Origin of the sequence: Microbacterium sp. TPU 3598 (assembly GCF_002356155.1) — a bacterium.
Taxonomy (GTDB): domain Bacteria; phylum Actinomycetota; class Actinomycetes; order Actinomycetales; family Microbacteriaceae; genus Microbacterium; species Microbacterium maritypicum_A.
The window spans coordinates 2,574,700-2,594,204 of sequence record NZ_AP017975.1 but is presented as its reverse complement, the minus strand read 5'-3'; the positions used below and the strand labels follow the sequence as shown (position 1 = coordinate 2,594,204).

The 19,505-nt window shown below is 69.4% G+C and carries 17 protein-coding genes and 1 pseudogene; 13 read left to right on the top strand and 5 right to left on the bottom strand.

Annotation, left to right across the window (positions count from 1 at the left end):
• Positions 1 to 4 precede the first annotated feature (4 nt).
• Positions 5 to 739: an SDR family NAD(P)-dependent oxidoreductase gene (locus MST3598_RS12295; RefSeq protein ID WP_029260444.1), complete on the bottom strand. Its 735-nt coding sequence runs from the start codon at positions 737 to 739 to the stop codon at positions 5 to 7.
• 100 nt (positions 740 to 839) lie between these two features.
• Between MST3598_RS12295 and MST3598_RS12290 the strand changes: the two genes are divergently transcribed.
• Positions 840 to 1,802 carry an aldo/keto reductase gene (locus tag MST3598_RS12290; RefSeq protein ID WP_029260443.1) on the top strand — a complete coding sequence of 321 codons (963 nt, stop codon included), beginning with the start codon at positions 840 to 842 and terminating at the stop codon, positions 1,800 to 1,802.
• A gap of 7 nt (positions 1,803 to 1,809) precedes the next feature.
• Here MST3598_RS12290 and MST3598_RS12285 read toward each other — a convergent pair whose 3' ends face one another.
• The gene (locus MST3598_RS12285; RefSeq protein WP_029260442.1) at positions 1,810 to 2,190 is read right to left on the bottom strand and encodes a hypothetical protein; all 381 of its coding nucleotides are present in this window, start codon (positions 2,188 to 2,190) and stop codon (positions 1,810 to 1,812) included.
• A gap of 73 nt (positions 2,191 to 2,263) precedes the next feature.
• The gene (locus tag MST3598_RS18680) at positions 2,264 to 2,590 is read right to left on the bottom strand and encodes a hypothetical protein (protein ID WP_231479874.1); all 327 of its coding nucleotides are present in this window, start codon (positions 2,588 to 2,590) and stop codon (positions 2,264 to 2,266) included.
• A gap of 47 nt (positions 2,591 to 2,637) precedes the next feature.
• Between MST3598_RS18680 and MST3598_RS12275 the strand changes: the two genes are divergently transcribed.
• The 9 genes and pseudogenes from MST3598_RS12275 (at position 2,638) to MST3598_RS12240 (ending at position 11,803) form a co-directional block, all read left to right on the top strand.
• Positions 2,638 to 3,978, top strand: coding sequence for an HNH endonuclease signature motif containing protein (locus MST3598_RS12275; protein WP_029260441.1), 1,341 nt, complete (start codon positions 2,638 to 2,640; stop codon positions 3,976 to 3,978).
• 232 nt (positions 3,979 to 4,210) lie between these two features.
• Positions 4,211 to 4,546, top strand: a pseudogene (locus tag MST3598_RS18815) (ABC transporter substrate-binding protein); the annotation flags it as partial.
• Entirely contained in the window at positions 4,474 to 5,736 is a 1,263-nt protein-coding gene (locus MST3598_RS12270; protein WP_331716347.1) for an ABC transporter substrate-binding protein, read from the top strand. The pseudogene MST3598_RS18815 and the gene MST3598_RS12270, both read left to right, overlap by 73 nt.
• 76 nt (positions 5,737 to 5,812) lie before the next feature.
• On the top strand, positions 5,813 to 6,754 hold the full coding sequence (locus tag MST3598_RS12265) for an ABC transporter permease (RefSeq protein ID WP_021201014.1): 942 nt from the start codon (positions 5,813 to 5,815) through the stop codon (positions 6,752 to 6,754).
• Positions 6,751 to 8,541, top strand: a complete 1,791-nt coding sequence (locus tag MST3598_RS12260) for a dipeptide/oligopeptide/nickel ABC transporter permease/ATP-binding protein (protein ID WP_029260439.1) — start codon at positions 6,751 to 6,753, stop codon at positions 8,539 to 8,541. The genes MST3598_RS12265 and MST3598_RS12260 overlap by 4 nt, the downstream gene beginning before the upstream one ends.
• Positions 8,538 to 9,371, top strand: a complete 834-nt coding sequence (locus MST3598_RS12255; protein ID WP_029260438.1) for an ATP-binding cassette domain-containing protein — start codon at positions 8,538 to 8,540, stop codon at positions 9,369 to 9,371. Before MST3598_RS12260 ends, MST3598_RS12255 begins: the two co-directional genes overlap by 4 nt.
• Before the next feature lie 47 nt (positions 9,372 to 9,418).
• Positions 9,419 to 10,006, top strand: a complete 588-nt coding sequence (locus tag MST3598_RS12250) for a TetR/AcrR family transcriptional regulator (RefSeq protein WP_021201017.1) — start codon at positions 9,419 to 9,421, stop codon at positions 10,004 to 10,006.
• Positions 10,007 to 10,040: 34 nt separating this feature from the next.
• Positions 10,041 to 10,739 carry an alpha/beta fold hydrolase gene (locus MST3598_RS12245; protein ID WP_096359596.1) on the top strand — a complete coding sequence of 233 codons (699 nt, stop codon included), beginning with the start codon at positions 10,041 to 10,043 and terminating at the stop codon, positions 10,737 to 10,739.
• A gap of 74 nt (positions 10,740 to 10,813) precedes the next feature.
• Positions 10,814 to 11,803, top strand: coding sequence for a methyltransferase family protein (locus MST3598_RS12240; RefSeq protein ID WP_029260436.1), 990 nt, complete (start codon positions 10,814 to 10,816; stop codon positions 11,801 to 11,803).
• Between the two features lie 112 nt (positions 11,804 to 11,915).
• Here MST3598_RS12240 and MST3598_RS12235 read toward each other — a convergent pair whose 3' ends face one another.
• Positions 11,916 to 13,259 carry an amidohydrolase gene (locus MST3598_RS12235; protein ID WP_029260435.1) on the bottom strand — a complete coding sequence of 448 codons (1,344 nt, stop codon included), beginning with the start codon at positions 13,257 to 13,259 and terminating at the stop codon, positions 11,916 to 11,918.
• Positions 13,260 to 13,419: 160 nt separating this feature from the next.
• Between MST3598_RS12235 and MST3598_RS12230 the strand changes: the two genes are divergently transcribed.
• Together MST3598_RS12230 and MST3598_RS12225 are read left to right on the top strand one after the other, a co-directional pair.
• The gene (locus MST3598_RS12230; RefSeq protein ID WP_021201029.1) at positions 13,420 to 14,868 is read left to right on the top strand and encodes a glyceraldehyde-3-phosphate dehydrogenase; all 1,449 of its coding nucleotides are present in this window, start codon (positions 13,420 to 13,422) and stop codon (positions 14,866 to 14,868) included.
• A gap of 44 nt (positions 14,869 to 14,912) precedes the next feature.
• The gene (locus MST3598_RS12225) at positions 14,913 to 15,989 is read left to right on the top strand and encodes a winged helix DNA-binding domain-containing protein (RefSeq protein ID WP_029260433.1); all 1,077 of its coding nucleotides are present in this window, start codon (positions 14,913 to 14,915) and stop codon (positions 15,987 to 15,989) included.
• Between the two features lie 28 nt (positions 15,990 to 16,017).
• Here MST3598_RS12225 and MST3598_RS12220 read toward each other — a convergent pair whose 3' ends face one another.
• Entirely contained in the window at positions 16,018 to 17,460 is a 1,443-nt protein-coding gene (locus tag MST3598_RS12220) for a helix-turn-helix transcriptional regulator (protein ID WP_021201031.1), read from the bottom strand.
• Between the two features lie 112 nt (positions 17,461 to 17,572).
• On the opposite strand from MST3598_RS12220, the gene MST3598_RS12215 reads away from it, so the two are divergent.
• On the top strand, positions 17,573 to 19,435 hold the full coding sequence (locus tag MST3598_RS12215) for a phosphoenolpyruvate carboxykinase (GTP) (RefSeq protein WP_029260432.1): 1,863 nt from the start codon (positions 17,573 to 17,575) through the stop codon (positions 19,433 to 19,435).
• Positions 19,436 to 19,505: the final 70 nt, after the last annotated feature.

Here is a 19,505-nt window from a genome sequence, read left to right as displayed (position 1 = left end):
TCGGTCAGACCAGGAGCTGTCCGCCGTCGACGGCGACGGAGACTCCGGTGATGTGGCTGGCGGCGTCGCTCGCGAGGAACAGCACGAGCGGCGTGATCTGGGAGACCTCGGCGATCGAGCCGAGGGGGATGCGCGACTCCCAGGCCGCGCGCGCCTGCGGGTTCGACGCGAAGTCGGCGGTCAGGGGCGTGAGCACAGGCCCGGGGGCGACCGCGTTCACGCGCACGCCCGCCGCGGCGAGCTCGATCGCGGCCGTGCGGGTGAGGGCGTCGACCGCGGCCTTGGTCGCCTCGTAGTGGCCGAGGCCGGGGGTGGGCTGGCGGGCGCCGATCGAGGAGATGTTGACGATCGACCCGCGTCCCGCCTCGGCGAGCAGACCGCCGAAGACGCGGAGCATGAGGAAGGTGCCGCGCACGTTGACCCGCAGGGCCGCATCGACGACGTCGACCGGGACCTCCTGGAGGGTGCCGCCGCCGGCGACGATGCCCGCGTTGTTGACCAGGACGTCGAGTCCGCCGTCGGCGACGACCCGCTCGGCCGCGGCGCGCACGGAGGTCTCGTCGCTGATATCGAGCGTGAGGGCCGTCGCGCCGATCTCAGCAGCGACGGCGGCCGCGGCATCCGCGTTCACATCGCCGATGAAGACCTCGTCTCCGGCGTCGCGGAAGGCGGCGGCGATGCCGCGGCCGAGCCCGGATGCGCCTCCGGTGACCAGGATCCGGCGGGGAGATGCGGTCATGTTCGTCCTCACTGACGGCTGTTCTGACGGGATGTCTCCGTTATATTCTACAAACATAGAAAAACACAACCCCGTGTCTCGAGAAGGCGAAGGAGCCTCCATGCCCGAAACGACATATCCCCGGAAATGCCTGGACCCCGTAGGCGTGCCCGTGCCTCCGCTGGCGCTCGGATCGTGGAACACCTGGGACCGGATGGGGCCCGACGAGGCGGTCGCCATGATCCGCCGGGCGGTGGAGCTGGACGCCGGGTTCTTCGACGTCGCGTACTACAACATGGGCCCGCACGCCGAGAACTCGAAGACCGACGTCCTGTTCGGGCAGGCGCTGCGAGCCAGTGGCGTCGATCGTGCCGACATCGTGCTGTGCGGCAAGCTCTGGCTGTGGGACTGGCCGAACCAGGGATTCCGCGCGCAGCTCGAGGAGTCGCTGGAGCGAGCGGGACTCGACCGCTTCGACACCCTCGTGGTGGGCGACTACCTCGACGCCCCCGATATGCCGCGCCTCGTCGCCGACGTGAACGAGCTCATCGCCGAAGGGCTCGTCGACTCCTGGGGCATCAACAACTGGCGGATCGAGCACACACGGGAGGCGCTCGCCGAGGCCGCGGAGCAGAGCGTGGCAGGTCCGGTGTTCGCGCAGTTGAAGTACGGCATCGCTCGGAGGGCGATGGCGGAGGGCGATGCCTACGGCCCGCTGTTCGCCGACGGCACGCTCGCCCTGCAGGCGTCCGATGTGTTCGAGGGCGGCATCCTGGCCACGGGGCGTGTGCCCGAGCGGAAGATCGGCGCCGACGTCGGAGGCGTCCGTGAGCAGATCGTCGCCGTGTATCCCGAGGTCGCGCGCGTCGCCGCCGGGTTCGGGGTCACACCGGCCGCACTCGGCATCGCCTTCTGCCTGTCGAACCCCGCCACCGCGAATGTGCTGTTCGGCGCCTCTCGTCTCGCGCAGCTGGAGGAGAACCACGCGGCGCTCGCGCTCGCCCGGGATCACGGAGCCGAGGTGCGTGCCGCGCTCGCCGGATGCCGGGTCGACCGCGAGGTGCGGGCCGACGGCGCGTGGTGAAGGGGGCCTACGCCTCGCGCTCGCGGGCGACGGTCAGAGCGCGCTCGAACGTCGAGACGATGACCTGCCGCCGGTCGACGCGGTAGTCCTCATCGGGTTCGAGCTCATCGATGTACTCGTCCCACACGCGGACGTAGCGATCCCGCCAGGCTTCGAGCGTGCTGCTCGGCGGGAACGTCGCCCCCACGCGGCCGGCGGATCCGATGTCGGTGAGGATCTCCAGCCAGGCGGGCGCCATCGATCCGCCCCACTCGTCCGGCTGCAGCTCGGTGTCATCGTCCTCGTCGGCGAACACCTCGGCGATCTTCGCGATGAGATCGTCCGTGATCTCGCTCAGTCCGTCGGCGACGGTGTCGTCGTCGAAGTTCCCCGGTCCCCACGTGCCCACGGCGCCCTCTTCCTCTCGGCCGTTGCGATCGGATCCAGTGAACCACGGAGTGGCTGCGGTCTGCGTGCTCGCGTCAGTGCGCGCCGCCGAACTCGATCATCGCCACACCGGCCGCGATGAGCACGACGCCGATCGCCATCCCGCGATCGAGCGCGACCGACAGCAGCCCCAGTGAGCCGGTGTAGCCGATCACGACGACGATGAGCCAGAGCGGATGCGTGAAGCCCTCGGCCGCAGAGGGGTCGCGCTGACCTCCAGGGCGATCGCGATCAGAAGAGGTGGCCAGGCCGACGGCCGCGGGCGGTCTGTCGTCGAGTGCCTTTCGTGGACCGCACGGGAGGGAAGGGGTTTCCGCGCGCAGCGCTCGACCGGGAACGACCGTCAGAATACCGGCATCCATTCGAAGATATGTTCGAAACTCGCGACCTGCTTCGGTAGAATCGAGTCATGTCGAAGTTGGCCGTACTGCACGAGGCGATGTCCCGCCTCGACGCGGCGTGGGCTGGCGCCGACGAGTCGGGCGAGTTGTCGCGCGAGCAGCTGATCGCGGTGAGTGCATCCCTCGGGGAGCTGCAGAGACGGTTGGATGCGGTGCACGTCGAGGTGGCCGCGTGCATCTCCCGCGAGTCCCGTCCGGAGTTGGGCGCGGAGAGCCTCGCGAAGCAGCAGGGCTTCCGGAACCCGGCGACGTTGATCGCGGCGACCGTGGGTGTGTCGCGGAGTGACGCGACGCGGCTCGTGAAGGTCGGGGAAGCCGTGGCGCCCCGCGCAGACCTCTTGGGTGTGCCCCTGCCTGCGAAGTATCCGGTGGTGCGCGAGGCGCTCGGTGCGGGGGTGTTGAGTGCCCAGGCGGCGGCGGTGATCATCGCGCTGTTGGATCGGTGCCGACTGCCGGCGGGAGCGGTGCGTGTCGCCGAGGCGGAGCGGGTGCTCGTGGAGAAGGCGGCGGGGCTCGCTCTCGACGACGTGCGCAAGCTGGTGGTTCGCGCAGAAGCGTGGCTCGATCCGGATGGTGTGGAGCCGCGGCTCGAGGAGCAGCGTTCCCGCCGATCGCTCACCATTCATGAGCGCGACGGGATGCTGCATCTGAACGCGATCCTCGACGCCGAGACCGCAGCCCCCGTCGTCACGGCGATCCGCGGGTACGTGACCGCCGCATTCGCCGCTCGGAAGGATGCGACGGACGCCGATGCGCCGGACGCCGACCGCCGCACGGTGCCGATGATTCAGGCTGATGCGCTCGCCGTGTTCGCCGCGCACGTGCTCGGATGTGAGGCCAGGGTGCCGCTGGCGGGTGCCACGATCGTCGTGAGGGTGGGCCTCGACGACCTCGAGGCCGGCACCGGCTCCGCCGAGATCGACGGGATCGAGCAGCCGGTGAGCATCGGATCTGCGAGGCGCATGGCCGCCGGCGGCGGAGTGATCCCGTGCGTGCTCGGAGCCGCGAGTGAAGTGCTCGACTGGGGGCGCGAGAAGCGCCTGTTCACACGGGCACAGCGGTTGGCGTTGGCGGAACGGGATGGCGGCTGCGCCATGTGCGGGCTGCCGCCCGAGATGACGAAGGCGCATCACATCCGGTGGTGGAGACGCGACCACGGACCGACGGATCTCTCGAACGGCGTGCTGCTGTGCGAGACCTGTCACCACCGCATCCATGACAACGGATGGGATGTCCGCATCGACGGTGGCGGCGGGTGCGCGAGGGTGTGGTTCCTCCCGCCGGCCTCGGTCGACCCCGCCCGCACACCTCGTCCGGGTGGCAGAGCGCGCTTCGACATCGCCGCCTGAGCGCTGCGATCCGAGGGCAGGATGCGCCACGCCCGGCCATGCCTGCGCGCACGGACAAGGCCGGTGCGCCCCGAGGCATGAGTCGGTGCCTCGGGAGCGGGAAACGCTCTTGCGCTCTTTTTCCACGCATGTAGACTAACCAGCACGACACATCGAAGTGACGTCGGATCCGGCCTCCGGTCAGCGGCACCTCACCCCTTCTTCACCACCCCTGCACCCGAGAGAAGGAACCATGAAACGAATGCCCCTCGCGCTCGTCGCGGCCGTCGCCGCGACTCTCGCGCTCACCAGCTGCAGCGGCTCGACACCCTCGCCGTCCGGCGGCAGCGATGTCGAGAGTCCCGATGCTCTCAACATCGGGAACTTCCTCGACATCACGTCCTGGGATCCCTCGCTCGCCGACATCGGCTTCGACGGCCCGTACCTCTCCGCGGTCTACGACGCCCTGATCGCCCTCGACGCCGACGGCAACCCGATCCCGTCGCTCGCCACCGAGTGGAAGGTCGCAGACGACGACCTCAGCATCGACCTCGACATCCGCACCGACGCCGTGTTCAGCGACGGCACCCCGGTCGATGCCGACGCCGTGATCACGAGCCTCGAATACCTCAAGGCCGGTGCTCGTTCGGGGAGGCCTACGTCAATGCCGCCTCCTTCGAGAAGGTCGACGACGACACCGTCCGTATCGCCCTCACCCAGCGCGACGACACGATCCTGTACCTCATGGGACTCGGCCGCAGCTACATCGCCTCCCCGGCGTCGATCGAAGCGGGCACGCTCGGCAGTGAGCCGATCGGCTCCGGGCCCTACGTCCTCGACAGCGCGACGAGCGTGGCCGGCGCCGAATATCACTTCACCAAGGCCGCCGATCACTGGGATGCCGAGACCTATCCGTTCTCCGAGCTGGCGATCTTCCCGATCACCGACGCCACCGCACGCCACAACGCCATGCTCAGCGGTCAGATCAACGTGCAGTACGGCGACGTCGCGAACCTCGAGCAGGCGAAGCAGCAGGGCTGGAACACCGCCGAGCGCGTCTCCGGCTGGGCGGGGCTCGTGATCACCGACCACACCGGCGCCAAGAGCGAGCCTCTCGGCAAGCTCGAGGTGCGGCAGGCGCTCAACTACGCCTTCGACGGAGCCGCCGTCCTCGCTGCCGTCGGCAGCGGAGCCGGGGTCGCCACGAACCAGGTGTTCCCCGACGGTGGGCCGATCAACGACCCGTCGCTGAACGAGACGTACGCCTACGACATGACCAAGGCCAAGGAGCTGTTGGCCGACGCCGGCTACCCGGACGGGTTCGCGATCTCGATGCCGATGTCGCCCATCTTCGAGATGTGGAAGCCGTCGGCCGAGCAGGCGCTCAACGAGCTCGGCGTGAAGGTCACGTGGGACAACATGCAGATGCCGGACTACCAGTTGAACGCGCCGAACTACCCGATGTTCATCTCGTTCCTCGCGATGGACGGCAACGACGTGGCCACCGTCTCCCGTCAGGTGACCAGCGTGCAGTGGTTCAACCCCGAGCCCGACTACGCGCAGAACGAGGTCATCGCTCCGCTCGTCGAGAAGGTGCAGACAGAGCGCGGCGACGCGCAGACCGACGCCGTCAAGGAGCTCAACAAGGCCCTCGTCGACCAGGCGTGGTGGTCGGTCTGGTACCAGGCGAACAACATCTACTACACGGCGCCCGGCATCCAGCTGCAGCCGGTGGTGGGGATGATGTTCCCGACGCTGCGCTACATCACTCAGGGCTGACGCCCGTCGGGGCGGCCGCGACGCCGGCCGCCCCGACACCCTTCCCCCTCCGACCCCCACCTTCCGAGAGGTCCCCATGCTCCTGTTCACGGCGAAGCGGTTGCTGTCCGGCATCCTTCTGCTCGTCGCGGTCTCGATCGGCACCTTCTTCCTGGCGCACCTCGCCATCAGCGACCCGACCGCTTCGCTCCTGGGGACCACGGCGAGTCCCGCCCAGCAAGCGGCCCTGGCCGAGAAGATCGGTCTGGACCGTCCGCTCCTGGTGCAGTTCTGGGACTGGCTCTCGCATGCCGCGCTGCTCGACTTCGGCGTCTCCTGGCGCAACTTCCAGCCTGTCAGCGCACAGCTCGCGATCAAGGTGCCCGTGACGCTGTCGGTCGTGACGTTCGCGACGCTGATCACCGCTGTCATCGGCATCGCCTTCGGGATGATCACGGGGTTGCGGCCGGGAACCTGGTTCGACCGGATCATCAAGGGCATCTCCGTCGTCCTGTTCGCGCTCCCCGGCTTCTGGGTGAGCCTCGTGCTCGTCATGTGGCTCGCGGTGCAGCTGAAGTGGTTCCCCGCCGTCGGCTACGTGCCGCCCACGCAGTCGGTGGACGGATGGCTGCGTTCCATCACCCTCCCGGCGATCTCGCTCGCCCTCGGCGGCATCGTCGCCGTCTCCGAGCAGTTGCGCAATGCCGTCATCACCCAGAGCCGCCAGGACTGGGTGCGCACTCTCCGCAGCCGCGGTCTCTCGGCGACCAGGGTCAACCTGCACATCCTCCGCAACGCCTCACCGGCCGCCCTCACCGTCATCGCCCTGATGTTCGTGGGGTTGCTCTCCGGAGCCATCGTGGTCGAGCAGATCTTCAGCCTCCCCGGCCTCGGACAGCTCACCAACCAGTCCTCGCAGAACGGCGACATCCCGATGCTCCTCGGCATCACGGTCGTCTCCATCGTCTTCGTCGTCCTCATCAACCTCCTGCTCGACCTCGTGCTCGGCTGGATCAACCCGAAGGTGCGCGTCGCATGACCACCACAGACATCCGGGTCGCCTTCGACCGGGCGGCGCAGAAGCGACGGTCGAGCCTGTTCCGTCGCTTCCTCCGGCACCCCGGCGGGTACATCCCGCTGGCGATCTTCGTCCTCATCGTGCTCGTGGGGGTTTTCGCGCCGCTGCTCGCGCCGATGGACCCCAACTTCGTCGACCTCGCCGCAGCCAAGGCGCCTCCGGGGCCCGAACACCTCCTCGGCGGCGACTCGACCGGCCGCGACATCCTGAGTCGTCTCATCTACGGCACCCGCACGACCCTGTGGGGCGCGCTCATCACGATCGTCACCGCGCTCGTGATCGGCGTGCCGTCCGGCGTCGCGGCCGGCTACTTCGGGGGCACGTTCGACCGGGTCGCCACCTGGATCAGCGACGCACTCCAGTCGATCCCCGGCATGATCATCCTGCTCGTGGTGGCCGCGGGCAGCCGCAACAACTTCGAGCTGCTGATGGCCACGGTCGGCGTGTTCATGGTGCCCGGCTACTTCCGCATCGCGCGGTCGCAGACGCTCGCCGTCCGCAACGAGCCCTACATCGACGCGGCCCGTGTCTCCGGGCTGTCGGACGGGCGCATCATCTTCCGGCACGTCATCAGGGCCGTCTACCCGCCGGTCATCATCCAGACGGCGCTCACGGCGGGCATCGCGATGGGCATGCAGGCCGGACTCCAGTTCCTCGGCATCGGCGACTCCAACGTTCCCAGCTGGGGGGCGATGATGCTAGAGGGCTTCCGTCTCATGCTCACCTATCCGCTCATGCTGCTGTGGCCTTCGGCGGCCCTCGGGCTCACGATCGCGGTGCTCGCGATCATGGGATCCACGCTCGCCGAACTCGTGCAGGTGCGCACGCCGCGGGTCTCCCGACGGCGTGCCGACGCCGAGGCCACCCCGACGGCACCGCGGCACGCCGCCACCGGTCACGCACAGCACGCGCCAGAGGATTCGGCGCTGCGGGTCGAGAACCTCCGGGTCGTGCACGCCACGCCGACCGGTGAGACCGAGGTCGTGCACGGCGTCACCCTCGACGTGGCCCCCGGCGAGGTCGTCGGCATCGTGGGAGAGTCGGGCTCCGGCAAATCGCAGACCGTGTTCTCGGTGCTCGACCTGCTGCCCGCCACCGGGCGGGCGGTCGCCGATGCCATCTGGGTGCGCGGAACCGACGTGACGAAGGCGACGCCGAAGCAGCGACAGGCGCTGCTCGGCCGCGAGATCGGCTACGTGCCGCAGGAGCCGATGAGCAATCTCGACCCCTCGTACACGATCGGCAGCCAGCTCGTCGAGCCGCTGCGGCGCACCCACGGTCTCCGCAGGTCGGAGGCCGAGGCGCAGGCACGGGCGATGCTCGTGCGTGTCGGCCTCACCGACCCCGATCGGGTGATGCGCAGCTACCCGCACCAGGTGTCGGGCGGCATGGCGCAGCGGGTGCTCATCGCCGGCGCGATCGCGGGCAAGCCGTCGCTGCTCGTGGCCGACGAACCCACCACGGCGCTCGACGTGACCGTGCAGGCCGAGGTGCTCGAGCTCCTGCGCGAACTCCAGGCCGAGTACGGCATGGCGCTGCTCATCGTCACCCACAACTTCGGCGTCGTCGCCGACATCTGCGACCGCGTGATCGTGATGCGCGGCGGCGACATCGTGGAATCGGGACCGGTCGATTCGCTGTTCGCCGCGCCGACCGAGGAGTACACGCGTCAACTGATCGCCGCCTCGCTCGACGACGCCGAAGGTCGCGCCGCGCTCGACCGCACCAGGATCGAGGCGAACGCATGAGTGCGTTGCTCGAAGTGAGCGATCTGGTCGTGGAGTACGGCCGAGGGCGGACCTCCTTCCGTGCCCTGCACGGTGTCTCCCTCGACATCGCGCCGGGCGAATGTCTCGGCCTGGTCGGCGAATCCGGCTCGGGCAAGTCGACGCTCGGCAAGGCGATCCTCGGCCTCGCGCCCGTGACCGACGGGAGCATCCGCTTCGACGGGAAGGAGATCAGCAGACTCGGCGGCCGTGCCCGACGCGCTCTCGCGGATGACGTCCAGGTCGTCTTCCAAGACCCGTACGGCTCGCTGAACCCGGCCATGACGATCGGCGACATCCTCGCCGAACCGCTGCTCACCAGCGGCATCGGGACGAGGTCTGCCGAGACGAAGGTGCGCGAGATGCTCGACCGCGTCCGTCTGCCCGAATCGGCCATGGACCGCTACCCGAGCGAGTTCTCCGGAGGGCAGCGTCAGCGCATCGCGATCGCCCGTGCCCTCGTGCGCGGACCGCGGCTCATCGTGTGCGACGAGCCCGTCAGCGCCCTCGACCTGACCACGCAGGCGACGATCCTCGATCTGTTCATCGAGCTGCAGCGAGACACCGGGGTGGCGTACCTCTTCGTCTCGCACGACCTGGGCGTCGTCCGCCGCGTCTGCCACCGCGTCGCCGTCATGTACCGCGGCGAACTCGTGGAGGTCGGCGAGGGTGAGCAGGTCACCCGAGCCCCGGAGCATCCGTACTCCGAGCGGCTGCGCCTGGCCTCGCCCGTCGCCGACCCCGTCGCGCAGCGGGAGCGGCGTGCACAGTGGCTCGCTCTGCGGGAGGTGCGCGATGCGGCGGTACGGTAGCTCCAGGCCCGATCACTCCACGCACCGGAATCGGCCGGAAGGACCTCATGCCGAAGATCATCGATCACGACCAGCGTCGACGGGACATCGTCGAGGTGGCCAAGAGCATCATCCTGAAGGGGGGCTTCGAGGCGGCGACGATGCGCAGCATCGCGGCGGAGGCCGGCTTCGCGAACGGCGCACTGAAGCACTACTTCCCCGGCAAGGAGAGCATCGTCGCGGCGACGTTCGAGACGATCCTGCAGCAGATGTCCGAAGGGGTGCAGGCCGCGGGCGAGGAGCCGGCGTCGGCGGACGCCGCGTTGCGGGGGTTCCTGCGGGCGACGATTCCTCGCGACCAGGAGCAGATCGCGGCGGGGCGGGTGCTGCTCGCGCTGTGGGAGTACGCGATGGCCAACGAGGCCCTCGCCGAGCTGTATCGCGGGCACCTGGCGTCCTGGCGCACCTCGCTCATCGAGCGGATGGAGGCGGCGCGCGACGAGGGGTCGATCCGCGACCAGGACTACGGGCCCCTCGCGAACGAGTACATCTCGGCGGCGGTCGGCGCGACGGTGATCAACCTCATGTATCCCGATGGCGAGCGGATCGCCGACTACGAGACCTATATCGACCAGTTCCTGGCGCGGCTCCGCTGACGGCGACGCGCCTGATCCGAGAGGACGGCGCGTCATGACCTCACCCCTTTTCGTCGAGCGGCACCCGGGTGCCGGGCGTCCGGTGGTGTTCCTGCACGGCCTCGCCTCGCAGGGCGCGCAGGACTGGCCGGAAGCCGAGTGGGGCGGATCCTTCGGCGACCGTCCCCGCGTCGTGGTCGATCTCCCGGCACACGGAGCGAGTCCGACGCTCGGCACGGCCCCGACCTCGGCGGTGCTCGACGCGCTCGCGGACGCCGTCGGTGCGGATGAGATCGACCTGGTGGGGTACTCGCTGGGGGCCCGGCTCGCCTGGGACCTGGTGCGGCATCCCGCGGTCGCGGTGCGCCGGGCAGTGCTCGGCGGACTCAGCGCGGGGGAGCCCTTCACCCTGGTCGACCTCCCGGCCGCGCGCGCGGCCGTCTCCGGCGGCGCCGCCCCGGCGGATCCACTCACGGGAATGATCGTGCACATGGCCTCACTGCCCGGCAACAGACCGGGCGACGTGATCGACCTCATCGAGGGCCTGGCCGCGGAGCCGTTCGCCCCGCGGTCCGATGGGCTCACGCTGCCCGTACTGCTGATCGGCGGCACGGACGATGCGATGGTTGCCGGGATCGACGAGCTCGCACAGCTGCTCCCGGCGGCGCGCGCCCACCGCGTCCCCGGTGATCACCTCTCCGCGCTGCACACGGCGGAGTTCCGCACCGCTGTGCAGGACTTCCTGGCGGACTGACCCGGTTGGCCGTCCATCGGTCTCCTCATGCCCTTTAATTCCAACATTCGTAGATAAACATCGAAAGGCCACTCATGACCGACACTCCCACCGCGGACGCGGCCCGGATCCTCGACATCGCCACCGGATACATGGCATCGAAGCAGCTCTTCCACGCCCGTCGCATCGGCCTCTTCGCTGCCGTCGACGGCGGAGCCGACACGGTGCCGGCGATCGCCGAGAGATGCGGGGTGAGTGAGCGCATCGCGCACCTGCTCGCCGACGCGATGGCGGCCCAGGGGCTGCTGGTCCGCACGGACGGCAACTACGTCGTGGCCCCGGATGCGGCCGCCTACCTCACCGGTGCCGATGCGGCGATCGACCTCGGCCCGTTCCTCACGTTCCTCGACGAGATCAGCTACCCGCACTGGCTGCAGTTCGCCCATACGGTCGACACCACCGAACCGGGTGACCTGCAGATGGACGACGCCCGCTGGGCGACCTTCATGGCCGGCGTCATGACGTACAACCGCCTGCACGCCCAGGAGTTCGGCCGACACATCGACCTCGCCGGTGCCACGAAAGCCCTCGATTTCGGCGGGCTCTCGGCGGATTTCGCGCTGTCGGTCATGGCGCAGAACCCGGCGTTGCACACCACGTTCGTGTACGCCCCCGGCTTCGAGGACGGCATCGCCGAAGCCGTGGCGGCGGCGGGCGTCGCCGACCGTGTCGTCGTCGAGATCGCCGACACCGCGACTGCCGCACCCGAGGGGACATACGACGCCGTCTTCGCCAATCACGTCATCCATCGCTTCACCGCCGAGGAGAACGCCCGGATCTTCCGAAACCTGCGGGCGGCAGCGACTCCGGGAGCGACCCTGACCGTGCTCGACTTCTTCCTCGACGACGACGCGGAGCAGCGCGGGATCGACGCCCGGCACGCCGGGGAGTACCTCGTCATCGACGGGACCGTCGTGTATCCGGAATCTCAGGTGCGCGGCTGGCTGAACGATGCGGGCTGGGAGGTGCGGGATAAGGTCGCCCTGCCCGGAAGCCCGCGGGTGCTGGTCGCGACGGCGGTGTGAGAATTCCCCGGCGTCGGGTGCCCGACGCCGGGGGCGCGGACTGGTCCGAGGGGGATCAGAGGCGGGCGGCATGCGTGAACATGCCGCCCGCCGTTTTCGTGCGCGGGCGGGCTCAGTCGCGGGCGAAGACCGTACGGCCGTCGACGATCGTGCGCACCACCTCGAGCGAGGAGAACGGGCGGACGGGCGTCAGCGGGTCCTCGTCGAGGATCGTCAGGTCGGCGACGTGCCCGACCTCGAGCGACCCCTTCCAGTCCGATGCGCCGTCCTGTCGCGCGGCATCCACGGTCATCGATCGCAGGAGCAGGTGGCGGGTCGCTGCGTCGTCGATGAAGCCCGCGTCGGTGAGCAGGGCGAGCGCGGCGTCGAGCTCGAGCCGCCAATCCGGACTCGCGATCGGCGCGTCGCTGGTCACGGTCGTGAGGGCGCCGGAGGCGAGCATCGCGGCCAGCGGCCAGGCCGTGGCGATGCGCGCCTCGCCGAGCTGCGCCGCCGCCCAGGAATGGGTGTGCGCAGCGATCAGGGGCTGCACGGCGAATCCGGCATCGACCCGTCGCATGCGCGCGATCTGCTCGGGCGTGGCCAGATCTCCGTGGACGACGTAGTGCGGAGCGGCCGGTGCGGGCGCATCGGAGAGGCGCTCCAGGACCGCGAGGAACTCGGCGATCGACCGGTCGCCGGTCGCATGCACGGCGATCTGCATCCCGCGGGATGCGGCCAGTTCGACCATCTGCTGGAATGCGGAGAGCGGGTCGCTCCCTCCTCGGGTGAGCAGTGCTCCGGTGGTGCCGTCCGCATACGGCTCCTCGACCCAGGCGGTCGCCATCGGGGGGATGCCGTCGGCGAAGATCTTCACTCCGGGGATCGCAAGCCATCGCGGGTCGTGGGTGGGTGGCGGGGTGCGGATGCCGTGCGCGAAGTCCTCGAGCGTGCTCTCGCCGTCGATCGTGCCGAAGAGCCGCAGCAGGGTCACCCGCGATGTCTGGGCGCCTTCGCGGTGCAGTTCGCCGTAGGTGTCGAGCATGTCGGCGCCGAAGCATCCGGTCTCCCCGGCGTCCTCTCCCGGACCGATGCCCGGTTCGGTGTAGCTCGTGATGCCGTGTTCGGCGAGGAGGCGCCACGCGCGGCGCAGGGCGGATCGTCGCTCGCTCGTGGTCGACACGAGTCTTCCGGGCGGCTGCTCCTCCGGGGGAGTGTCCGAGAAGAACAGGTGCGGCCAGCGCGCACCGAGCCATGCGGCATGCAGGTGTGCATCGTTGATGCCGGGGACCGCGGTGCGTCCGTCGAGTTCGAGGACGTTCCGTGCGTGGAGTCGGGTGGCGGCGGCATCGGTGGCGACGATCACGCCGTCGCGCACGGCGAGGGCGTGAGCGATATCGCCCGTCCCGTCGAAGGTGTGGATACGGCCGCCGCGGATGATCAGGTCGGCGTCGTCGCCGGGAAATGTCTGGCTCATTATTCCACCAGTGTAGACGTAAAACCCGGCCGAATGCGGGGCGGGGACGCACCGATTCGGCGCGCGGTTCTGCGGCTTGTACGCTGGAGACATCCCCCGATTCACCCGGCAACTCGCGCGCCGGCGACCTCGGCGCGCGCTCACACATGCAAGGACGCAGATGAACGATTCCGCGGCACACCGCGACGACTGGACTGAGAGCGAAGAGCTGGCGGAGCGGATGATCCCGCTCATCGGGGCGCTCCGACGCGAACACGACGTCGTCACCTCGCTCCACGGGCACCGCCTGCTCGGTCTGTCGGCGACCGGCCTCGTCGAGGTGCACGAGCGCGTCGCGCAGCTCGGGCACGAGAGGCTCCCCATCGAGGACAGCCTGGCCGTGCTGGAGGCGATCCATGCGCTCGCCCCCGGTGCATCCTCCCTCGATGTCGCCCGCCTCGTCGCCGGCCATGCCGAGAGCGGTCAGCCGCTGGAGACCTACCTCGCAGACGTGCTGGCCCCTGCGATGGGAGCCGTCGCCGCCGAGCCCACCGACGTCGTGCTCTACGGCTTCGGGCGCATCGGCCGCCTGCTCGCCCGCATCCTCATCGCCCACACCGGGGGAGGAAGCGGACTGCGCCTGCGCGCCATCGTCGTCCGCCGCGGCGCCGAGAACGACCTCGTCAAGCGCGCATCCCTGCTCCTGCGCGACTCCGTGCACGGCCGCTTCGCCGGCTCGGTCACCGTCGACGAAGACGCCGAGCAGATCATCGCCAACGGCACCCGCATCCAGGTGATCTACTCCGACGACCCGGCGACCATCGACTACACCGCCTACGGCATCCACGACGCGATCGTCGTCGACAACACCGGGCGCTGGCGCGACGAGGCGGGTCTGTCGCAGCACCTGCGCTCGACCGGCGTCGCCCGGGTGCTGCTGACCGCGCCGGGGAAGAGTCCGCTCAAGAACATCGTCCACGGCATCAACGACGACACGATCGTCGAGACCGACCGCATCCTCTCGGCCGCCTCCTGCACGACCAATGCCATCACGCCCGTGCTCGCGGCGATCGACGAGGCCTACGGCGTCGTCAAGGGACACGTCGAGACCGTGCACTCGTTCACGAACGACCAGAACCTGATCGACAACTTCCACAAGGGCGATCGGCGCGGACGCTCGGCGGTGCTCAACATGGTCATCACCGAGACCGGTGCCGCCAAGGCCGTCGCCAAGGCGCTGCCGCAGTTGGAGGGCAAGCTCACGGGCAGCTCGATCCGCGTGCCCACCCCCGACGTCTCGCTCGCGGTGCTGCACCTGACGATCGAGCGGCCCGCGACGAAGGATCAGGTCAACGACTACCTGCGCCGGGTCTCGCTGCACTCGAAGCTGCGCCAGCAGATCGACTACGTGGAGAGCCCGGACGTCGTCTCCACCGACTTCGTCGGGTCGCACCGTGCCGGCATCGTCGACGGTCTCGCCACGATCGCCGATGAGGACACCCTCATCCTGTACGTCTGGTACGACAACGAGTTCGGCTACTCGTGCCAGGTGATCCGCGTGCTCGAGGTCATGGCGGGCTCGCACCCGATCGTGCTCCCCGAGCGCCGAGAGGTGACGCTGCAGAGCTGAGGTTCCTCGTGCGCCGTGTCGGCGGCACCCGGCATGATGAGGTCATGAAGACCGCGACTCTGCGTGCCGAGCGCCTCCGATCGCACCGCCTCCAATCGCACCGCCTCATCTCGCCGGCTCCCACGGTGACGGATGCGGCGCGCCACATGCTCGCGGTGCAGAGCCAGGACTTCACCGCGGGTCGGTGGGCTCTGGCCGTCCGCACCCGAGGGGAGACCACGGTGCGCGACGTCGACCGCGCCTTCGACCGCGGTGACATCGTGCGCGGGTGGACCATGCGCGGCACCCTGCACACCGTCCCGGCGCGCGACCTCGGCTGGATGCTGCAGGTCACCGCGGGGCGGCAGCGACAGCAGGCGGCCTCCCGCCACCGCGATCTCGGCATCGATGACGACATGGTCGCCGCGAGCGTCCGGGCGCTGACGCCGGCCCTCCGCGACGGCGGGTGCACCCGCGCCGAGGTGTTCGACATCCTCCAGGGCATCGACATCGACCCCTCGGGCCAGCGCGGCATCCATCTGCTGTTCACGCTCACGATCGACGGTCTGATCTGCCAGGGGCCGGTCGTCGCCAGGGCCGGCTTCGCCCGCGAGCAGCGCTTCGTGCTCGTGGAAGATCACATCCGCGAGCACGTCACGCCCGATGACCCGCTCGCCGAGCTGTTCGTCCGCTACATCGACGGACACGGCCCCGCCGGTATCGCCGATTTCGCCTGGTGGGCGGGCCTCACCCTCGGTCAGGCGCGCGAGGCGGCCGAGCGGGCGGGAGCGGGAACGGACGGTGGCAGGCTCGACGAGATCGACGAGGGTCTCTTCGCCGCGCGCCGACGTCCGCGAAGAGCATCGGGTGCGGCCTCCGTCCACGCCCTCGGCGCGTTCGACGAGTACTACATCTCCTACGCCGATCGCACGACCGTCTGCGCCCCGGAGCATCTCGCGGCCGTCGGCCCCGGAAAGAACGGCATGGTGCGTCCGACCCTCGTCGAGCAGGGGCGCGTGATCGGGACCTGGTCCCACGCGACCGCGACCAGGGGTACGCCGCCTGAGCTGTTCGAGGAGCCGGAGGATCCCGCCGCCGTGGCTGCGGCCCTCGCCCGGTTCGCCCGGTTCGCCGACGATTGAGCCGCAGGGATCACCGACCCCGCCGCGACTACTCGCTCGCGTGGCGCGCGAGGAAGTTGTAGACCTCGTTGTCGTCGACCCCGGGGAATGCACCGCGGGGGAGCGGCGAGAACATGTGCGTGTGCACCCGCGCGCTCGGCCACGCCCGTCCGCTCCAGCGATCGCTCAGCTCGGCGGAGGGGCGACGGCAGCACGACTCGTCGGGGCAGGTCGACACCGCTCTGTCGTTGGTCTCGCGTCCGCGCCACCAGCGGGCGTCGTCGAACGGCACGCCGACCGTCACCGAGAACTCGCCGTCGCTCGACGATCCGGTCTGGGTCGAGCACCAGAACGTGCCGGAGGGGGTGTCGGTGTACTGGTGGTGCTCCACCGTGCGGTTCTGCTGCGTGAACGCCGCGCGTGCCTGGAACTTGCGGCACACCCGCTGTCCCTCGACCGCGCCGGTCACGTCCATCGGCAGCGGCAGGTCGTCGTTCTCGTACACGCGGGTGATCGCGCCGGTGGAATCCACGCGCAGGAAGTGCAGCGCCATGCCGAGGTGCTGCGTCAACAGGTTCGTCATGCGCATGCCGGCGGCTTCGTGCGTCACGCCGAAGCCGTCGCGGAAGTCCTCGACCGCGAGGTTGCGGTCCTTCTTCGCCTGCTGCAGGAACGCGACCGATGCGGTCTCCGGCATCAGGCAGCACGCGGCGAAGTAGTTGATCTCCAGGCGCTGCTGCAGGAAGTCGGCGTAATCGGTCGGCGGTGTGTGCCCGAGCAGTCGGTGCGCCATCGCCTGCAGCGCCATCGAGCGCAGACCGTGGCCACCCGGGATCGACGCCGGCGGCAGGTAGATGCGTCCGTTCTCGAGGTCGGTGACCGAGCGGGTCGAGTGGGGAAGGTCGTTGACGTAGATCAGCTCGAAGCCGAGCTTCTCCGCCATGATGCTCACGGTGCGGTGGGTGAGCGCGCCCTGTACGTGCCCCGCCGCCTTGAGGTGCTTCTCGGCGAGCTTCTCGATCTCGGGGAGGTAGTTGTTCTGCGCGCGCATCCGCAGCCGCAGCTCGGTGTTCGCGCGCCGCGCCTCCTCGGGCGTCGCGATGGCTTCGCGTTCACGCCGCTCCAGCTCGCGGTGCAGCCCCAGGACCGACTCGATCGTCTCGTCGCTCATGCCCTTGGTCACGCGCACGGGCGCGACGCCGAGCTGCCGGAAGACCGGGCTCTCCTGCGCGCGCTCCAGGGCGATCTCGAGGGCGGCCCGACGGTTCGGCGGTTCACCGGAGATCAGGTCGGTCACCTCGGTCTTGGTCGCCTGAGCGATCGCCTGCAGCAGCGAGAGCTTGGGCTCGCGCTTGCCGTTCTCGATCAGGCTCAGCTGAGAGCCGGCCACGCCGACCAGGGCACCGAGCTCGTCGAGCGTGAACCCGTTCTCCAATCGGTGGTGACGGATGCGGTGGCCGAGAGTCGTGAGGTGGATGCCGGAGGACGCCATTCCTTGAGTCTAGCGAAAGAATTGAAGTTCTTATCACTCGAATTGGCCGAAAGTCGCGCTCGAACCGGAAGAAGATAGGTGCAACGCCCCACACTTCAAAGGAGCACACGTCATGGCTATCGCCGAAGTCTTCACCCCCCGCACGTCTCCCGTCGCACCGACGCGTACGTTCGGCGCGGCTCCGACGTATGACACCCCCGCCATGGCGGAGCTGGCCGCCTGGGTCGAGGAGATCCGCGCTCTCACCCAGCCCGACGCCGTGCACTGGGTCGACGGCTCGCGCGCCGAGAACGACTGGCTGCTGCGCGGACTCGTCGATGAGGGCAAGCTCATCAAGCTCAACCCCGAATGGCGTCCCGGTTCGTACCTCGCACGCTCGCACCCCAGCGACGTCGCCCGCACCGAGGGGCGCACGTTCATCGCCTCCGAGCGCGAGGAGGACGCCGGCCCCACGAACAACTGGGCGGCACCTGCCGACATGCACGCCAAGATGGACGAGATCTTCGAGGGCTCGATGCGCGGCCGCACGATGTACGTCGTGCCGTTCTCGATGGGCCGGGTCGGCGGTCCGCTCTCGCACATCGGCGTGCAGATCACCGACAGCGCCTACGCGGTCGCCTCGATCGGCATCATGACCCGTGTCGGCGATGCCGTCACACGGCAGATCGCCGAGGGCGCGCCGTGGGTCAAGACCGTGCACACGGTCGGTGCCCCGCTCGCCCCGGGGGAGCAGGACGTCGAGTGGCCCTGCAACGACGACAAGTACATCGTGCACTTCCCCGAGACGCTCGAGGTCTACTCGTACGGTTCGGGCTACGGCGGCAACGCGATCCTCGCCAAGAAGTGCTTCGCACTGCGCATCGCCTCGGTGATCGCCCGCGATGAGGGGTGGCTCGCCGAGCACATGCTGCTCATCCGCGTGATCGACCCGCAGGGCAAGGCGTACCACGTGGCCGCGGCGTTCCCCTCTGCCTGCGGCAAGACGAACCTCGCGATGCTGCGTCCGACCATCCCCGGATGGCGGGTGGAGACCCTCGGCGACGACATCGCCTGGATCCGTCCCGGCGAAGACGGCCGCATGTGGGCGATCAACCCGGAGGCGGGCTTCTTCGGCGTCGCACCCGGAACCGGCGAATCGACCAACGTCACGGCGGTCGAGACGCTGTGGGGCAACACCATCTTCACGAACGTCGCTCTCCGTCCGGACGGCGACGTGTGGTGGGAGGGTCTGACCGATGAGGCGCCCGCGAACCTGATCGACTGGGAGGGCAACGACTGGACTCCCGAGTCGGGACGGCCGGCAGCGCACCCCAACTCCCGCTTCACGGTGTCGGCGGCGCAGTGCCCGCAGATCTCCGAGGACTGGGAAGAGGCCGTTCCGCTCGACGTCATCCTGTTCGGTGGACGCCGCGCCAGCAATGTCCCGCTCGTGGTCGAGGCCACCGACTGGACGCACGGTGTCTTCCTGGGCTCGAACATCTCGTCCGAGCGCACGGCGGCCGCCGAGGGCACGGTCGGGGAACTGCGCCGCGACCCGTTCGCGATGCTGCCGTTCTGCGGCTACAACATGGCCGACTACTTCGGACACTGGCTCAAGGTCGGGCGCGGTCTGCGCTTCGACAGGGCGCCGCGCATCTTCCAGGTGAACTGGTTCCGACGTGGCGACGACGGCCGGTTCCTGTGGCCGGGCTTCGGCGACAACTCGCGTGTGGTCGACTGGATCATCCGCCGCATAGCGGGTGACGTTCCTGCGGTGGACAGCCCGATCGGTCGCCTGCCGCGCGTGGAGGACCTGAACCTCGACGGGCTCGACATTCCCGCTGCCGACCTCGACGAGTTGTTCTCGGTCGATGCCGAGGCGTGGAAGACCGAGGCCGACCTGACCGAGGAGTTCTACGACACCTTCGGCGACAAGGTCCCCGCAGCGCTGCGCGCCGAGCTGGCGTCGCTGCGCTACCGCCTCGACAAGGCGTAGTTCCCCCGGACCGGTGCCGGTTCGGGGGAGCCGGCACCCTCGGGGCTTCGTGCCCCGCAAACCCGCGAAG